The sequence below is a fragment of the Alloscardovia venturai genome, from assembly GCF_042676605.1.
In the GTDB taxonomy this organism is placed as follows: domain Bacteria; phylum Actinomycetota; class Actinomycetes; order Actinomycetales; family Bifidobacteriaceae; genus Alloscardovia; species Alloscardovia venturai.
In genome coordinates this window covers 1-17,741 of the sequence record NZ_JBHTHQ010000006.1, presented here as the reverse complement: position 1 = coordinate 17,741, position 17,741 = coordinate 1, and the positions used below count along the sequence as shown (strand labels likewise).

Genomic DNA, 17,741 nt, shown 5'->3' with positions numbered 1-17,741 from the left:
CCTTTTGGGGCTATCTTGAGTGTAGTTCGTGCAGTAAATAGTACCTTTTATGAAGTTCTCATTGTGATACATCTCTTCCTTTTCTAAGTTTGGATTTTGGAGAAAACTTCGAAGCAGAAGGAAGACAACATCATGGCAGAGATTACTCGTTTCACTGTTGAGAACGTAGAGTCAGGCTGTGTGACAGATGAGGAACATCCTTGCTTTGCATTTGTAGTTACTAGCGAGGTGGAAGGCGATGCCGTAGCATCTGCAACTATATCTATAAATGACCAGATTATTGATGCAACTGAGCAGATTGCTGTACGGTACATGGGTCCTGCACTAGAGCCTTTTACTTCTTATGCTGCTGAATTGTTGGTGACTTTGACGTCCGGTGCTACTGCAACAGCACAGACTTCTTTCGAAACGGGTCGTTTAAGCACTCCGTGGCAAGCTCAGTGGATCACTGATGGCGACTATAAGTTCACTGAAAAGAAGGTCTCTCCGCGACCAATGGTTTTCCGCCGTGTACTCAATCTCGATGCAGCCAAGGCCGTGAAGTCTGCCCGTTTGTATGCTACTGCGCTGGGCATGTATGACGTCACTATCAATGGTGACAAGATTAGCGATTACTATTTTGCTCCGGGTTTCACCAGCTATAAGACCAACTTGCAGTATCAAGCGTACGACGTGACCGAGCAACTTGCTGCATCGCACAACTCCACTCTTGTGGCAACGGTAACGGGCGGTTGGGCAGTAGGGTCCTTTGTGTTCACTCGTGTGAACCGCGTAACTGCTCCTCGTCAGGCATTCTTGGCTGAGCTTCGTGTGCAGTACACAGATGGCACTACTGAAATCATCGCTACTGATTCGAACTGGCAAGTAACTCTTGACTCTCCGGTCAAGACGGCTGACCTCTACGATGGTGAAGTTTTTGATGCTCGCGACACTTTTACGGCAGATGCGGTATCTACCATTAGTGGCAAGTCGGTTGCATGGAGAACAGCCGCACTGGAAAATGTGCGCATTCATCCTACAATCACCGCTGATTACAGTGCTCGTGTGAAGGTTCACGAAGTATTTACTCCAGTGTCGTGCAATCGTTTGAGCTCTGGTGAACTCATCTATGATTTCGGTCAGAACTTTGCCGGTGTGGTTCGCTTACATCTCAAGAATGCTCACAATGGTCAGACAATTATGGTGAAGCATGCGGAAATTATCAATAACGATGGGAGTCTCAATACTACTTTCCTTCGTACTGCCCAAGCAACTCTTGTTTACACCGCTACTGAGGGTGGACAGACATATCAGCCACAATTTACTTACATGGGATTTCGCTATATCTCCGTTTCTGGAGTGAGCGCGGAAGATGTAGAAGTAGAAGGCGTGGCTCTTTACTCCGATATGAAGCAGATTGGTCATTTTAGCTCATCTAACCCACAGATTAATCGGCTTCAGAAAAATATCGAGTGGGGATCTAAGTCAAATCTGATGGATATTCCTACCGACTGTCCACAGCGTGACGAACGAATGGGTTGGACGGGCGACATTGCGGTCTTTAGCCCAACGGCATGCTTTAACTTTGACATGTCCCGCTTCCTCAACAAATGGCTCAAGGATGTGAAGGCGGAGCAGACTCATGGCGGTGGCATTCCTAACACCGTTCCAGTCCAGGGATATGGATTCCCAGCCACTATGCCGAAGATGGCCATCGATTGGTGGGGCGACGCGTGCGTGCTCGTCCCGTGGGCTGAGTATCAGGCTCGTGGTGACAAGCAGATTCTTCGTGATATGTATGACACTATGAAAAAATACGTGAAGGCATGCCTCTTCTGGGCTCATTTGTGGGGTACAGGAGACAAGCGTTACATATGGGATACTCCATCTGTGCTTCACTTCGGCGACTGGGTAGCGCCAGATGTGCCACAGATGTCTCAGTGGCAGTCTCGCTCCAAGTGGACAGCTACCGCAAGCTTGAATAACACGTCGCGCACACTTGCGCGCATTGCAGAAATTCTCGGCGAAACAGAAGATGCAAAGAAGTACAACCAGCTTGCAGACCGCGTAGCTCAGGCATATATCAACGTCTTTACTGATGGTCGAGGCAAGCTCAAGAATGAGTTCCAGACTGCATACGTGCTTCCGCTCTACTTGGGTATGTTCCCTGAGAATCAGCGCGCAGCAGCAACAGAAAACTTCGTGCGCCTCGTAGAAAAGAACGACTACAAGATTGGCACTGGTTTCCCAGGAACTCCATACATCCTCTTCGCGCTCGCAGATAATGGTCGCGCTGATGTAGCATACAAGATGCTCTTGAACGATGCATGCCCGAGCTGGCTCTATGAGGTCAAGCAGGGGGCTACTACTATTTGGGAACGTTGGGATGGCCTAGATGAAAATGGTGAATGTCCTATTGGCGATGATGGCACGGACATTATGATTTCTTACAACCACTATGCTTCTGGCGCTGTGGGTGCGTTCCTCTATAAGCGTGTGGCGGGTCTTGAACAGACGAGCGCAGGATATAAGACTTTCCGCGTAGCCCCGATTATAGGTGGTGGCCTCACTTCTGCTGAAACGAATGTTCAAACTCCATACGGTGTGGCTGCAAGCTCATGGACTTTCGATGAGGAAACTAAGCAGTTTGCCTTGACTGTGACTGTACCAGTAGGAACGAGCGCCGAAGTAATTCTTCCCAATGGAGAAAAGTATACAGTCCAGTCGGGGACCCACACATACACCACTACTCTTCATCCTGAAATTACGTCAGAAAATAATGAAACTCGCGCCAACGAGGAGGTTCGTGCCTAATGGCAAGTGCAATGACAAAGATGTTTGAAGTGCCTGCGCTGAAAACTCGCATTACATCCGCAAATGTAAAGGCTCCAGAAATGCTTCTGGGCTACTTCGCAGGCCCATTCCTAGCATTTATTTCCAATGCAGTTTTTGCATCCTATCTCAATCGTTACTACTCGGATGTGCTTGGCTGGACTGATTTCACAAGGTTTGGTGTGTTCTCTACGCTACTTCCCGTGGTTTCTGTGATTTTCGTCATCGCGGGCAATCTCGTGGTGGGTCGTCTGATTGATAACACTCGAACTGCACAGGGGAAGTCTCGCCCTTATATGTTCTTCTCCATTCCATTCGTGGTCATCGCAATTGCATTGCTTTTCTTGACTCCACAGGGTACGAGTTCTGCTCTTCAGATGGCGTGGATCGCTTTGTCTTATAACCTGTACTATGCAGTGGCTTATCCACTTTTCTACACCGCCCATAGCTCCATGGTGGCTCTGTCCACGCGTAATTCCAATCAACGTGGTCTTTTAGCTACCTTCTCTAATGCTTCCGGTGTAGCAGCTACCGGTATTGCAGCAAATATTCTCGTTCCTATTCTTCTCCAAGCATTTCTCTTCTCTGCGAATAGTGATGGGAAAATTGATGTAGCAACGAGCTATGCTCACTGGCGCATTGCCATGATTGCATTGTGCATTATTACTGCCCTCGGTATCGTGCTCGAGTACTACTTCACTCGTGAGCGCATTACTGAAGAGAACATAAAGCTCAACATCACGGAAGACAAAATTTCCATGGGCAAGCAGGCTAAGGTCTGCATGACTGATGGCTACTGGTGGATCATCATCCTCTATTTCCTCCTTTTCCAGCTTTCTGGCATGGTGAAGAACGGTTCTATCAGCTATTACACTCGCTGGATGTTTGATGGCATTAACACCGAACAGACTGCAGGGGCAGCTATGTCTACTCTTGGGCTTATCGGCGGTATTCCTACCGCGGTCGGCATGATTGTGGCATGGCCAATTGCACATAAGTTAGGTAAGCGTAACGCTGTGATGTGGGGAATGGTCATCTCCGTCATTGGCGGTGCTGTCAGCTTCCTCAATGTTCATAACCTCGTTATTGTGTGCCTTGGCGTGGTTTTGAAGGGTGTGGGTTCTATCCCAGCTATGTATGTCACCCTCGCATTGCTCTCTGACGTGCTTGATCACTTGGAAGCAAAGAATGGCTTCCGCTCTGATGGCTTCACTATGAGTGTGTATGGCGCAATTATGGTAGGTATGACCGGTCTCGGTAACGGTCTCATCAACGCAATGCTTTCTGCTGCTGGCTACAACCCAACTGCAACTTCTCAAAATGCCGGTGTCCAGGCAGTGCTCGCAGGCTGCTTCCTCGGCGCAGAACTGATTGCCTACACAGCCATTGCAATTTTGATGATTTTCCTCAATGTAGAAAAGCATGTGGAAGATGACCATAAGGTTATCCTTGAACACCAGAAGGCCACAGTTCTCGCTGCAGGTAATGAGTGGGTAGAGCCTGAAGAGCGTTTGCGCCGCGAGCAGGAAGAGGCTGATCGGCAAGCGGAAGAAGCTCGCATTGCTGACCTTCGTGCAAAGTGCGTGAAGTTGGGCTTGAACTTCGAGGAAGAAGAAGCGAAGTATCAGGTAAAGCTTGAAAAGCGCGCAAACTCTAAGTTCAAGTTGCCATTCTAAAGTGACAGTCAAAGCGTCATAGTGATAAAGATAGAAGCTGGAAGTTGCGTACAAAATTGCATACTTCCGGCTTCTGTCTTTCGAACATGTCGAGATATAAAATGGCGCGCATTTCATGCAGATTAAATTGCGTTTTATGAAGATGATGTTGAGCTTGACTGCGAAAGTTCATAGGTTAGAATGCAGAGAAATCTTTCAGAGTGGAAGGAAAGCGGTATTGTTTGAGACGCGCATCCGCAGATGAATTGCGTAGTCCTCATTGACTTACGCCCCTCGAATTCTTCTACTCCTAAAGCTTTCGATTCTTCAGTTCACAAGGGAGGAATTATGAAGAAAGGTACGCCATCGAGGGCGTGGAGAGGTGCTACAACGACATTCGCTGCGGTTCTTACATTGTCTCTGACCGTCACCAGCGCGGTAGCAGGTTTCCGCACTGATATCAACAAGCTGCTTGGCACACACAGCACTGAGTGGACTTCTAGCTCCACCGTTGACGCAGCAAAGTCTTACACTCACAAGTCTGATTACACATCCACTAAGGAACTTGTTCAGGCAGGTGCAAAGCTCGGCGAGCAGGTCAGTGCTGAAGGTTCTGTCCTGATGAAGAATACTAATAACGCTTTGCCATTGAGCCAGGATGAAACTCAGAAGGTTTCCCTCCTTGGTTTCTCTAGCTACTTCCCCGTTAAGGGTGGCGATATGGGTTCCATTGATGCTCCTAATATGGACACCGATGCTCCATCCGTTGATCTCGTAAATGCATTGAATAACAAGGGCTTCAAGATTAATCCAACGTTGCAGAAGATGTACAACGGAATGAAGAGTAAGTTCACTACCGAGGTGAACAACTGGGGACACGTTTCCAAGTACACCCGCATCACTGCTCCAGCAATTGGAGATGTCTTCACCAACAAAGAACCATCAGAAGCGGACCTAAACAAGGCAGATTCTTCGTGGAAGGATTCCCTGAATAAGGATAACGTGATGGTTGTCACGATTGCACGCGCAGCAGGTGAAAACCGCGCGTACCTTCCTGGCAAGGCTGGTGTCAACCCTAAGGATAATTTGAACCAGTCTGATCCACTCGGTCTCAACGATAATGAGCGTGCGCTCATCAACACTGCAGTTGCAGCCAAGAAGGCTCACGGCGGTAAGGTCATCGTTCTGGTCAACTCTTCCTCTGCTATGCAGCTTCAAGAAGTTCAGGATAACGCAGGCGTTGATGCAATTCTCGACATTAGCCTTCCTGGTTCCTATGGTTTCAATGGTGTAGCTGACATTTTGAACGGTTCCGCAAATCCATCCGGCCACTTGACTGATACCTGGGTAAAGAACAACCAATCTGCTCCAGCAGTTGTCAACTACGGTGACAATGAGTTCAAGAATGCAAATCCAAAGCACACTATCAACTCTGAATTAGTAGAAGCCGAAGGCATTTACACTGGGTACAAGTACTACGAGACCCGCTATGCTGATGCTGTAGACGGTCAGGGTAATGCAACTTCCACTAAGGGTTCTTCCGATGGAAGTGCTTGGAATTATGACTCCGAAGTAACCTATCCGTTCGGCTATGGTCTTTCTTACACCACTTTCAAGCAGACACTGAACAGCGTAAATGTTGACGTGGCTAAGAAGACTGTTACTGCAAATGTAACAGTACAGAATACTGGAAAGGTAGCAGGCAAGAGCACAGTTCAGCTCTATGTTTCTACTCCATACACTTCTTACGATAAGCAGCATGCAGTTGAAAAGGCTGCAGTACAGCTTCTCGACTATGGCAAGACTGATGAGCTTCAGTCTGGTCAGTCTGTCAATGTCACCATTACGGCTGATATGCAGGATATGGCAAGCTGGGATTCCACTGCTCAGAACCTCAAGGGTACTAAGGGTACCTACATCCTTGATGCAGGTAAGTACACCTTCGCACTGGGTAACGGTTCCCATGAAGCAGTAAATAACGTTCTCGCAGCTAACGGTGCAGATGTTAAGGGCGACACTGCTCAGACTGCTACATGGTCTCTCGATAAACTCGATACCACTACATTCGGAGTAACCAAGAACGGCACCAAGGTAGAAAACCAGATGGCTGATGCAGACCTCAACCACTGGTTGCCAAACACTGTCACCTACTTGTCTCGTTCCAACTGGGATGCTACATATCCAAAGGCATATAAGGACATTACTGCCACTGCCACAATGCTCAAGGGTGGTTTGACTAACGATACATATCAGATCAAGCCAAACAATGATGCTCCAAAGACAACTTGGGGTGCTTCCGGAAACCAGAGCCTTGCAGCGTTCAAGAATGTAAAGAGCCCTGACGACCCGAAGTTCAAGAAGCTCATGAACCAGATGAAGCTCTCCGAAGCAATTATCCGTACTGCTTTCGGCGGCACATCCTCCAAGTCTGTTATGTCTATCAGCTCTCCAGAAGCTATGCAGGTTGATGGTCCTAACGGTGCTAACAACTACCCACTTGGTCAGTATGCGAACTACGACAAGTCTTCTGGCGACCCATATGTAATCTCTAAGAACGACAAAAACGTCAACTTCAACGGCGGTATCCTCGCATCTGAAACCGTTCTTGCACAGACCTTCAGCAAGAAGCTTTCTCAAGACTGGGGTAAGTGGCTTGGCAACTACACCATTTGGGCAAACCTTCCAATCTTGTGGGGGCTTGGCGTGAACTTGCATCGTAGTGCTTACAACGCTCGTAACCATGAGTACTTCTCTGAAGATCCTGTTTTGACCGCAAACCAGTCTCTCGCAGCTATTCAGGGTTCTAAGCCTTACGGTTTGATTCTCACTACCAAGCACTTTGCATTCAACGATCAGGAAATCAACCGCGTTGGCGTGGCAGTCTTCATGAATGAGCAGAAGGGACGTGAAGGTGAACTTCGTGCAAACCAGGCTCCAATTGAAACTGGTAATGCTCTTGGTTTGATGACCGCCTTCAACCGTATCGGTGTTGCTGCGATGAATGCGCATCGTGGCATCATGTACAACATCCTTCGCGAGGAGTGGGGCTTCAAGGGTCTCATTGAGCAGGACTTCATCGTAGACAACGAGTATCAGAACTTGCGCGCTTCTATCTACAACGGTATCCAGCTCACTTCCTCTACGGGTGATGACTCCATGGCAGCAGTTGTGAAGTTGTGGCCGTACCTTAACGAGAAGGATGTAGCAGCTGATTCCAAGCTCTCCGCAGCTTTGAAGCAGAACATGCTTTGGGAGTACTATGCAATGGCAAACTCTAGCGCGATGGATGGCTTGAACACCACCTCTCGCTTGGTGCATGTCAACACATGGTATGACAACGTACTCTACACTGTCAGCGGTGTCTCTGGCGTTCTTGTCCTTGCAAGTGCTGTGATGTATGTGCTCAGTCGTCGTAAGCTCACTTGCTCTGTACAGGAAACTGTAGAGGCTGTAGCAGCAGGAAAGGAGAACTAAGATGAAGTTCTTGAAGAATCAGGCATTTGGTTTCTATGCAGAAGCTGTAGCAATCATCGCTGAGCTTGTAGGCTTCGTGTTTTACTTCCTTAATGGCAAGACTGCTACATATGGAAACCTCCAGATCAACCTCGTTACCACTGTCGGCGGTGTGATTGGTATCCTTTTGGCTATCTTCATCATTGCGGCATCTGGCAAAGTTTCTGAAAACAAGGGTCTTCGATGGGTAGTAGATATCGCTCACTTGGCGGTAGGTATCTTATTCACTTGGGGATTGGCAGTGTTTATCGCTGATCGAGTGAACCTGTTTGCGAGTGTTTTGACCTTCAACAAGAATGCACAAACTCTCGCAGACACGCAGAGTGCTATTTATGCTATCGTCGCTCTTCTTGTTGCGGTTGTGGCAGCGGTGGCCGCCTCCTTCACTCGAGTGAATAAGAGTGAGGACTAAGAGCTCGTTTCAGCTACGTAAGAAGTGCAGTTATAAGTGCCGGGCAGGTTTCCATTCTCATTTGCTCGGCACTTTTGCATTATGTTGGCTGCCTATGCTGTTACTACTTATGCTGGGACCATGATGAAAGCGAGCGCACGTTCGCCCACGCTTTTCGCGAAGTCTAAACTGCGTTTCGTGCAGGCTTAGATGCGCGCATTATCGCGCTTTCATAGACTTTTATAGAGAGAATTTATACAAGTTTCACGTGAAACTACACACCATGAAGCGTAGATTTTGCTTGAAAATAATTCGAATTACACAGGAGCAAAGATGCAAGCTGTAGATTTCAACGCCGGTTGGGCTTTTCGCCGTATCAATGGTGAACTCGACAAGACTGATGGTGAATTTGCGCCAGTAGAACTTCCGCATGACGCTATGCTGTACGAACAACGCAGCGAACTCGCATCTTCGGGAACGAACGGAAGCTGGTTTGAGGGTGCTGACTATGAGTATGTGAAGCGCTTCAATGGCACTGAGCTTGCTCCTTCTGATGGAAGTCACGTCGAGCTTGAATTTGAAGGTGTCTACCATAATGCGGAAGTCTGGCTGAATAGCGAAAAGCTTGCCTTTCGTCCTTATGGCTACACGAACTTCTACGTCGATTTGTCTTCAAAGCTTGTGCGCAGTGATGACAATGTGCTCAAGGTAATTGCGCGCAACAATGATCAGCCAAATTCTCGCTGGTACTCCGGCGCGGGTATTTACCGTCCGGTCAAGGTGTGGACTGCCGCGTCTGATAAAGAGCGCTTGAGTCAGAATCCTGTTTTTGTACGCACGGTGGATGCTGTTCAGGGTGGTATGTCTCGCATCGAAGTGAGCGTAGATGCTACTGCTGCAGGCGTGGCAACGGTGGCTGTGAATGGCACGGATGTGCGTGAAACTATCACTCTTGAGGCTGATTCCAAGGGTGCGAGCGGTGCTAAATTCATTGACATTCCAAACTCGCAGCTGTGGGATCTCGATACTCCTCATCTGTACACTCTAACCGTTTCCTATGAGAGTGAAAATGGTGCTCGCGATGAGTTCAGTACTACATTTGGTATTCGTACTCTCGAGTGGGGGGACAAGGGTTTCTTGCTCAACGGCAAACGCGTAATTATTCAGGGTGCGTGCATTCATCACGATAATGGTGTGCTTGGTGCCGCTACTTTCGCAGAAGCGGAAGAGCGTCGCGTACGACTTTTGAAAGATACAGGTTACAATGCAATCCGTTCTGCGCATAACCCTATTTCCAAGGCTTTGCTTGAAGCGTGCGACCATCAGGGTGTGCTCGTCATGGATGAATATATCGACCATTGGTATATTCACAAGACTCAGCATGATTACGTCGATTACTTCGACGAGTGGTGGAAGACAGATCTTTATGACATGGTGATGAAAGACCGCAATCACCCTAGCGTTGTATTGTATTCCACGGGCAATGAAGTAGCAGAAACTGCACAGGAGAGGGGCATCAAACTCACTCAGGAGCTCACTAACTTCCTGCACTCTTTGGATAACACTCGTCCAGTGACCTGCGGCATCAATATCTTCTTCAATTTCCTCAACAAGATTGGCTTCGGACAGTACTCCGATGAAAAGGCTGCAAAGGAAGCCGAAGCGGCTGAGAAGCGCAAGGCAGCTGGTGAAGGTGAAGCGGTAAAACATGAAGCGACCGGTTCTGAGTTCTTTAACCAGATGGCAGGAATTATGGGCGCTGACTTCATGAAGATTGGCGCGAGTATGCCTCCGTGCGACTGGGTAACCAAGGATGCATTCGCCGCAATGGACATTGCCGGATATAACTACGGCATCAATCGTTACAAGCATGATTTGAAGAAGTATCCGCACCGTTTGATTCTGGGCTCAGAAACCTTCTGCTCTGATGCGTATAAGTTCCGCGAACTTGCCAAGCGTGAGCCTCGACTCGTGGGTGACTTCGTCTGGGCTGGTATGGATTACTTGGGCGAGACCGGTGTGGGCGGCTGGGAATATGAGGATTATGCACCTCGTGACCAGCGCTGCGGCTGGCTGACTGCTGGATCTGGTCGTGTGGATTTGATTGGAAATCCACTCGGTGAAGCGCTCTACACGCGCGTGGCATTGGAGGCTCCGAAGGCGGATGGTACGCCGGATAGGGGTCCATACCTTGCAGTTGTTCCTGTCAACCACACCAAGGATAAGCACTCCCCAAGTGCGTGGAAGATGAGCAATGCTGTGGTGTCGTGGGCGTGGGAAGGCTGCGAGGGTAAGCCCGCTCGCGTGGAAGTTTACGCACGTGCGGCTCAGGTAGCTTTGTTGGTCAATGGTAAGGAAGTAGAGCGCAAGAAAATGAGCGGCAACTGCGTGGCTCGTTTTGATACTGTATGGAAGCCGGGCGCTGTAGAAGCTGTGTCCTACGATGCATCCGGTAAGGAACTCGGCCGCTTCGCATTGAAGTCTTCTGAAGGAGAGACTGTTTTGACTGCTTCTGTGGATGAGCGCGGATCTGAGAGCGGCGTTCGCACTCACGAGGGTAAGTCTGTGAAGTTCATTAACGTGGACTACACCGATGAGAGCGGTATAGTTAAGCCTTTGGAGCGTTCTGAAATTACTGCAACTGTAGAAGGTGAAGGCGCGCGCTTACTCGGTTTTGGTTCTGCAGCTCCGTACAATGAGTACGCATACGTGGGCACTACGTCCGATACCTACTATGGTCGTACTCTTGCGGTCGTGGAAGTAACTGATGGTAAGCCTGCGACGGTGAAGTTCTCTGACAAGCGGGGGAGACTTGCGGTCGTGGAAGTGAACGATGATGCGGCTGGAACTGGCATGGTTGAAGTGGGCACTGCTGAAACCAGAGCTGTGTGCTTAACTGTGCGCGACGAAAAAGGTCGAGAGACTTCAGCAAAGCTCTAAATTAAGTCGAGGAAGTCAAACAAAGTCCTGAACGTAAAATGGTTGTCCTCTTGCTATCAGGGAAGGCAACCATTTTTACTTTTGAGGTTATCTTAGCCACGTTTACTTCCACTTAACGTGGTCAATATACACACCCTGAGCCTAGGCATTCGCCTCAATAATTCCCTTGAGCCACTGCGTGAGACCTTCTGCACGTGAGTCATAGTGACGTGTGAAATTGTCGTTGTCGATATATGTGCGAGCGATGAGCACCTGCTGCTCGAGGCTCACGGGAAAGCACGGCTGATGAGCGTGCGATGTTTCTCGGCGAGAGCATTTGCCTCATCGCTCCCGGTAGTTATGCCAGAGCACATAGTCTGTTTCAAGCGTGCTTCGAACTCATCCATGTCCTGCTCCATAGCAGTCATATCTTCTTTCGTGGCGTTGACGATATGGTCGGCGCTCGTAGTCCATTCCTTCGTATCGCCCCACTGATTCTGCGCATCTTCTTGCCACTGAGGCAAATCGCCCTCGTTGAAAATACTTGCAATTTCCTTGACTGTGAGCTTTGCGTCACCCATGCTATCTCCCAATAGTTTTCTACAGCATCCATCATTGTGGAAAGCTGAGTCTGCTTCTGTATGAGCACATCACATTGATGCTTGAGGAGTTCGACCGCATTTTCGCCAGAGTTCATGATGGTTTTGATATCGCTCAATGACATTCCGGTTGTACGGTAAATGAGTACCTGTTGCAATTGGCAGATGTCGTTGCTGTCATACAAGCGATAGTTTTGGTCACGTGTGTTCAGGAGAGTTGATAACCCCATATTCTTCCCAATAACGCAGTGTGCGTACACTCACATGTACAAGCTGCGACACTTCACTAATCGTGATACATCATCTGCGGTTGCATCTGTGTCTGTTGCATCGTTGTGATTTGTCATATTTGTATTCTCAGGGGTGACGTAACGTGAGGGTCAACTTCCGGAGTGCCGTGGTTGGGGAAGAATTACTAGAATGAGGAATACCAATATAATTGCTCCATCAGAATCTTCTAAATTGCTGAGAAGATTTAAAAAGTTTTACTCGTGCAGGCTTTAAATAGTTCTTCCTTAGCTTACTTTCTTTTTCAAAGAATGTGCTCTCGGATTTGCTCAGTGAATTCGAAGATAGTTTTTCTTCTAAAAGAGCAAGTGTACAAAACATATCTGCTGCTTGGAAAAGGCTGTAATCCGATGGTGATACTTTCCTTACTTCTGCTTCAAGATAAGCATTGAAAAGTGTATTTACTAGATTGGTAATTTCTTTCTGACCGTTATCAGAGTACACAATTATTTTGTCAAAAGACATCAAGTAATCAAGATTTTCCCTCAGAAAATGACCGATATTACGTGATATTCTACTGACCAAGGCATCGTGATTTGGAAGTTCTTTTTTATGAAAAATGAATGATTTATAAGAGATATCTGATAATCGCATGAAGTCAAAGAGTACTTTGAATATTTTTCGTCTCTGAACAAGATTAAATGTTACGTAGTCGCCTTCTTTTCGTATGAGAGGAGCTGAATGAACTGCATGATTTTCGGACAAACCTTGTTCAACCAAACGAGTTTTCAAATGTTCAATTTGTTTTGAAATATCAACCCGTGTTTGTTCATGGAAAACTAGAGTAATTATGTATAAAGGTGCATGCGTTTTATAAGGTCCGAAATCGCCTGACTCATCAATAAATACGCCCAGCTCTGACATTGAGCGACTCCTTGGCATAAAAGTGGCGGGGAAAAAGTCCCCGCCGAAGGGTGGACCAGGGTTTTACAACCAGCCCAGATTTAAGTAATTCTAACATGAAGAATATTACAAGTCAATGTATGATTTTGTCTCCGAGCCTTGTAAATTCCCTAGCCTCGCTATAGTGAATATATCTAATCTCAACCGTGGAAATGTATAAGAGGTGTTCGGGTGGCTGATTCTGAAGAGTCTCAAAAGAAGACAAAGTGGACGGAATCTGTGCGCTCGTTGAGCCCGGTATGCTCCTCCCCAAGCTCTGCCTCTTCCTCTACTCAACAACAAACACGTCTCAAACCAAGTGTTCGCCGCATGCAAATTATTCACGCAGCCACGGCGGTTATCTCACGCAAAGGATACTGGGGTTTTTCCATTCGCGAGGTTGCAGACGAGCTCGGTTTGAGTGAGCCAGCAGTTGTCTATCATTTCAAGAGCAAAACCGCGCTACTCATTGCTGTGTTGGAATATCGCGATGATATGGATATTCGTCAGGTTGCAGACCATCTAGAAGTGAGTGTGGATGAAATTCGTGGTGGGCGGAACAAAATTGGTCTGTATGATTTCGCAAGTTCCTTTGTATATATCAATTTTTCTCAGCCACGCATGGTGCAGCTCTACACGATTTTGCAAGCCGAGTCGCTCTCTGCGGATCATCCAGCTCATGAGTATTTCAACAAGCGTGAAGACCGTGTAGTCTCTCTCTTCGAACATGCTGCGAGCAATAGCGGTTTTGAGGATCCTCGTGCGGAAGCGTTGGCTGCGTTGGCTCTTATGGATGGTTTGCAGATTCGTTGGCTGCGCAACCCAGACACTGTAAACGTAGTGGAGCAGTGGGAATACCATGCGCAGCATTTGTGGAAGAAAAAGAAGTAGTCCTAGCATCGGTGTTTTGTACCTAATTTATTGACAAGTAAATTAAATGTATCTATTATGATAATTACTTAATTAACTACGTTGTTAATTAAGAATATTGCTGACTGTAGAACCAAACGGATACAGCGAGCAATGCAGACAAATAAGACTAAAACACTTAAAACGTACCAGCGCACAAAGGGGTTTGCAATGGAACGCGATGGACAGAAAACCATTCACGAGAGCGCCAAAGCATTTGCTAATGCTGTAGAGCGTGTGAAATCTGGCGCAGATTCTGGCAGCGAAGCGCAGACGCTCTACAATCAACTAACTGAAGATGAGCGCTTGTGGCTTCTCGACGGTGATGTAACCTACTGGGTTGGTCGTCGTGCAATTTTGAGTGAGGGCTATAACGTTCGTCCATATATCATGGGACAGATTGAAAGACTTGGCATTCCGGGAATTCGCTTTGTGGATGGTCCGCGCGGTTGTGTGAGTGGCCACGGAACAACTTTCCCTGTATCTATGGCTCGCGGAGCCACGTGGGATACTGCACTTGAAGAGCGCGTTGGTAAGGCTATTGGAGAAGAAGTGCGTTACAACGGTGGCACATACTTTGGTGGTGTCTGCATTAACTTGCCTCGTCATCCAGCATGGGGCCGCGCTCAGGAATCATACTCAGATAATCCACTTATTTTGGGTGAGATGGGAGCGGCTATTACACGTGGTGTCAAGCCATATGCTATGGCATGCGTGAAGCATTTTGCCTGCAACTCAATGGAAAATTCTCGTTTCCAAGTTAATGTTACCGTGGATGAAGCAACTCTCCATGAAGACTATTTGCCTCACTTCAAGAAAGTTATTGATAACGGTGCTGAAGGCGTGATGAGCGCTTACAACATGGTCAATGGTGAGTACTGCGGTGAGAACGAATATCTACTTACTCAAGTTCTGCGCGAAGACTGGGGATTTGATGGCATTGTCGGTTCTGACTTCGTGTGGGGACTGCGCAATCCTGCAAAGTCTGTAAAAGCTGGTCTTAACATTGAAGAGCCATTCCGCCAGCAGCGTGCGGAGCATCTCAAAACGCAAATAGCGAACGGTGAACTTGATTGGGATGATGTGCGCAAAGTTGGCGTCAATACCATCGCTACTGAGCTTCGCTACTACGCGCAGCGCTTGGAACAGGAAGATTCTGCATTCATCAAGCCAGCATGCAAGCCTCATACAGATCTTGCTCGGGAAGTTGCTGAGCGCTCTATGGTTTTGCTGACCAACAAAAATAATGTGCTTCCACTTTCAGCTGGAACTACAACTATTACAGTTGCGGGTAAACTTGCTGCTCTCAAGAACACTGGCGACGATGGCTCGTCGAATGTGCGAGCGCCGTACGTAGTGACTGCTCTTGAAGGAATTACCGCAAAGTTTGGCAAAAACAACGTAACAGATGCTACTGTGCTTGCTGCAGACGAGGCTGCTGAGAATGCTGCAAATACTGATATTGCAATAGTCGTGGTGGGGTACACAGCAAATGATGAAGGCGAGTATTTGAAGCCAAGTATGGATCCAAGTATGTTGGCTTTGCTTCCAACTCCGAAGAACGATGATGAGCAAAAAATGATTGATGCTGTAAATCGTTCTATTCAAGCGGGACAGTCTACATTCGGTTCGGATGCTGTGGGTGGAGATCGCCAATCAGTTCGTCTCCATGATGAAGATGTGGAGCTTATCAAGAAAGTAAGCGCAGCAAATCCTCGCACCATTGTTGTGATGGTATCTGCGGGTGAGGTACTTGTTGATGACTGGATTGATGTTCCAGCAGTCACGCTAGTTGGCTGGTATTCCGGTATGGAAGGTGGCAATGCGCTGGCTAACGTGCTTGCAGGTGATGCAAACCCATCAGGCAGGCTACCATTCGCTATTGCGCGCAGTGAGGCTGATCTCCCTGAGTTTGACTCAGCAGCCCACGCTGTGATGTACACGCGATGGTATGGTCAGCGCCTCATTCAAAAGAATGGGAATACTGCACTCTTTCCATTGGGATATGGACTTTCGTATAGCAACTTTACATATGAAGATTTTGCTGTACGCGATGCACATCGTGAGAGTGCATTGGCAACTGCACAAGTGACAGTACATAACACAAGTGATGTGGACGGTATTCAGGTTGTGCAGGTTTATGCTACACGGCTCGATGGTGAGCGCACTGGCGAGCGTGAGCTCGTTGGTTTCGCTACGGTACGTGTGGCAGCGCATTCTTCGGTTGGTGCAACGGTCAATCTTGATTTAAGTCGCATCGGTACGTGGAATGTGGATAAGAGAGAAATCGTCGTTAGTGGCGGAAATGTTCGCTTTGAAGTTGCTTCATTCTGGGGCGATGAAGAAGCATTATCAATGGAGATAGCATTATGAGTAATGAAACTGCAACAGCTGCTGTTGCGTGGAAAGGAACGGTGAGCGACGACGAGCAGTCGAAGGCTCCACTGAATGTAGGCGTGGCTCTGATTCTGGGCGTGTTGCTCTGGATGGGTCCATATATGGGTGTCAATGGTGTCCTGCTCCCAGCTCGCGTGGCACAACTAGTGGGAGACCAGAAGGCAACGGTTTTGGCGTTGCTCTCTACATCAGCAATGATTGTGGCGGCAATTGCAAATATTGTGTTTGGCGCATTGTCTGATTTGACACGTAGCCGTTGGGGTCGCCGTACGCCATGGATTGTATGCGGTGCCGTGCTTTCTGGTTTGACTTTGCTTCTGCTGAACGTGGTGACATCTGTACCAGTTCTCGTGGCAGTATGGTGCTTGTATCAGCTATTCCTCAATGCAGTTGTGGCTCCGCTCATTGCAGTTCTCGCTGACCGTGTGGCTCCAAAGAACCGTGGTATGATTACGTCCTTCTACGCTCTTGGCTATTCCGTAGGTATCTACGGTGGCCAGATGGTTGCAGCTCCATTCGTGAAGAACGTTTCTGGTGGTATTGTCATTCTTGCTATTGCAGCAATGGTTGGTGGTCCTCTTGCAGCTGTACTTATGCGCGAAAAGTCCAGCCTTGACATGCCAAAGGGCGAGTTCACGTGGAAGATATTTGCTCAGCACTTTGCATTCCCAACCAAGAATTGCCGTGACTACTACTTGGCTCTCGTAGCAAAGTTCCTCATTGTTGCAGCAAAGTTTACTGTGGCAGGAGTGCAGCTTTACATTTTGACTGATTACATGAAGCAGACCGCAGACGGCGCCTCTGGATACCTCAAGATTATTAACCTATGCATGATGGTTACCGCGATTGGTATGACCTTGATTGCTGCGCCAGTCTCTGATCGCATTGGCTCGCGTAAGCTTCCAGTCGTGGCATGTGCTGTCTTCGTGGCTGCAGGTTCTCTTGTGCCATTCTTCAGCGCAAATCCAAGCGTCATGATTGCATTCGCACTTCTCGTCGGTATTGGTATGGGTATGTTCAACGCTGTAGATCAGGCACTGAATGTGGATGTGCTCCCAGATCCAGATACAGCAGCAAAAGATCTTGGCATTATCAACCTTGCAAACACCGGTGGTCAGGTAGTCGGTCCAGTTGTGGCAGCATCTGTCATTGCTGTGTGGGGATACCAGGGTCTCTTCCCAATCTCCGCATGCTTCGCAATCGTGGGTGGGATCTTGATTCTCTTCATTAAGAAGGTAAAGTAAGGGAATTACATAATTTAAGTCTCTTACAGTGAGCTGGCTACTTGTCGCAACTAAGTAGTCAGCTTTTGGCTTATAGGACATTTTGTGTTGCTGTTATGCTTGTTTACCCCTTGTATTTATTGGGATGAACCAT

10 protein-coding genes and 1 pseudogene are annotated in these 17,741 nt (G+C 47.9%); 8 read left to right on the top strand and 3 right to left on the bottom strand.

Features of this window, described 5'->3' with window-relative positions:
- The first annotated feature begins 132 nt into the window (after positions 1-132).
- The 5 genes from ACFQY8_RS00510 (at position 133) to ACFQY8_RS00490 (ending at position 11,310) form a co-directional block, all read left to right on the top strand.
- Positions 133-2,793, top strand: a complete 2,661-nt coding sequence (locus ACFQY8_RS00510; RefSeq protein WP_377937582.1) for a family 78 glycoside hydrolase catalytic domain — start codon at positions 133-135, stop codon at positions 2,791-2,793.
- The gene (locus ACFQY8_RS00505) at positions 2,793-4,487 is read left to right on the top strand and encodes an MFS transporter (RefSeq protein WP_377937580.1); all 1,695 of its coding nucleotides are present in this window, start codon (positions 2,793-2,795) and stop codon (positions 4,485-4,487) included. The genes ACFQY8_RS00510 and ACFQY8_RS00505 overlap by 1 nt, the downstream gene beginning before the upstream one ends.
- A gap of 327 nt (positions 4,488-4,814) precedes the next feature.
- Positions 4,815-7,940, top strand: a complete 3,126-nt coding sequence (locus ACFQY8_RS00500; RefSeq protein ID WP_377937578.1) for a glycoside hydrolase family 3 C-terminal domain-containing protein — start codon at positions 4,815-4,817, stop codon at positions 7,938-7,940.
- A 1-nt stretch (position 7,941) separates the two neighbouring features.
- Positions 7,942-8,391 carry a hypothetical protein gene (locus ACFQY8_RS00495; RefSeq protein ID WP_377937576.1) on the top strand — a complete coding sequence of 150 codons (450 nt, stop codon included), beginning with the start codon at positions 7,942-7,944 and terminating at the stop codon, positions 8,389-8,391.
- A 312-nt stretch (positions 8,392-8,703) separates the two neighbouring features.
- Positions 8,704-11,310 (top strand): glycoside hydrolase family 2 TIM barrel-domain containing protein, encoded by a 2,607-nt coding sequence (locus ACFQY8_RS00490; RefSeq protein WP_377937574.1) that lies wholly within the window; start codon positions 8,704-8,706, stop codon positions 11,308-11,310.
- A gap of 141 nt (positions 11,311-11,451) precedes the next feature.
- Here the strand turns inward: ACFQY8_RS00490 and ACFQY8_RS00485 are convergent.
- The 3 genes and pseudogenes from ACFQY8_RS00485 to ACFQY8_RS00475 form a co-directional block, all read right to left on the bottom strand.
- Positions 11,452-11,870 (bottom strand): annotated as a pseudogene (locus ACFQY8_RS00485) (TipAS antibiotic-recognition domain-containing protein).
- 216 nt (positions 11,871-12,086) lie between these two features.
- Entirely contained in the window at positions 12,087-12,170 is an 84-nt protein-coding gene (locus ACFQY8_RS00480) for a MerR family DNA-binding transcriptional regulator (RefSeq protein WP_377937701.1), read from the bottom strand.
- Positions 12,171-12,335: 165 nt separating this feature from the next.
- Positions 12,336-13,040: a DUF3800 domain-containing protein gene (locus ACFQY8_RS00475; protein WP_377937572.1), complete on the bottom strand. Its 705-nt coding sequence runs from the start codon at positions 13,038-13,040 to the stop codon at positions 12,336-12,338.
- 210 nt (positions 13,041-13,250) lie between these two features.
- Between ACFQY8_RS00475 and ACFQY8_RS00470 the strand changes: the two genes are divergently transcribed.
- The 3 genes from ACFQY8_RS00470 (at position 13,251) to ACFQY8_RS00460 (ending at position 17,608) form a co-directional block, all read left to right on the top strand.
- Complete coding sequence (locus ACFQY8_RS00470; protein WP_377937570.1) at positions 13,251-13,949, top strand: TetR/AcrR family transcriptional regulator; 699 nt, start codon at positions 13,251-13,253, stop codon at positions 13,947-13,949.
- A 189-nt stretch (positions 13,950-14,138) separates the two neighbouring features.
- A complete protein-coding gene (locus ACFQY8_RS00465) occupies positions 14,139-16,340 on the top strand; it encodes a beta-glucosidase family protein (protein WP_377937568.1) in 2,202 nt (733 codons plus the stop codon).
- Entirely contained in the window at positions 16,337-17,608 is a 1,272-nt protein-coding gene (locus ACFQY8_RS00460; protein ID WP_377937567.1) for an MFS transporter, read from the top strand. The genes ACFQY8_RS00465 and ACFQY8_RS00460 overlap by 4 nt, the downstream gene beginning before the upstream one ends.
- Positions 17,609-17,741: the final 133 nt, after the last annotated feature.

Coding starts and splice junctions, on each gene's coding strand:
- ACFQY8_RS00510 (WP_377937582.1), top strand. CDS start 133: ATGGCAGAGATTACTCGTTTCACTGTTGAGAACGTAGAGTCAGGCTGT.
- ACFQY8_RS00505 (WP_377937580.1), top strand. CDS start 2,793: ATGGCAAGTGCAATGACAAAGATGTTTGAAGTGCCTGCGCTGAAAACT.
- ACFQY8_RS00500 (WP_377937578.1), top strand. CDS start 4,815: ATGAAGAAAGGTACGCCATCGAGGGCGTGGAGAGGTGCTACAACGACA.
- ACFQY8_RS00495 (WP_377937576.1), top strand. CDS start 7,942: ATGAAGTTCTTGAAGAATCAGGCATTTGGTTTCTATGCAGAAGCTGTA.
- ACFQY8_RS00490 (WP_377937574.1), top strand. CDS start 8,704: ATGCAAGCTGTAGATTTCAACGCCGGTTGGGCTTTTCGCCGTATCAAT.
- ACFQY8_RS00475 (WP_377937572.1), bottom strand. CDS start 13,040: ATGTCAGAGCTGGGCGTATTTATTGATGAGTCAGGCGATTTCGGACCT.
- ACFQY8_RS00465 (WP_377937568.1), top strand. CDS start 14,139: ATGGAACGCGATGGACAGAAAACCATTCACGAGAGCGCCAAAGCATTT.
- ACFQY8_RS00460 (WP_377937567.1), top strand. CDS start 16,337: ATGAGTAATGAAACTGCAACAGCTGCTGTTGCGTGGAAAGGAACGGTG.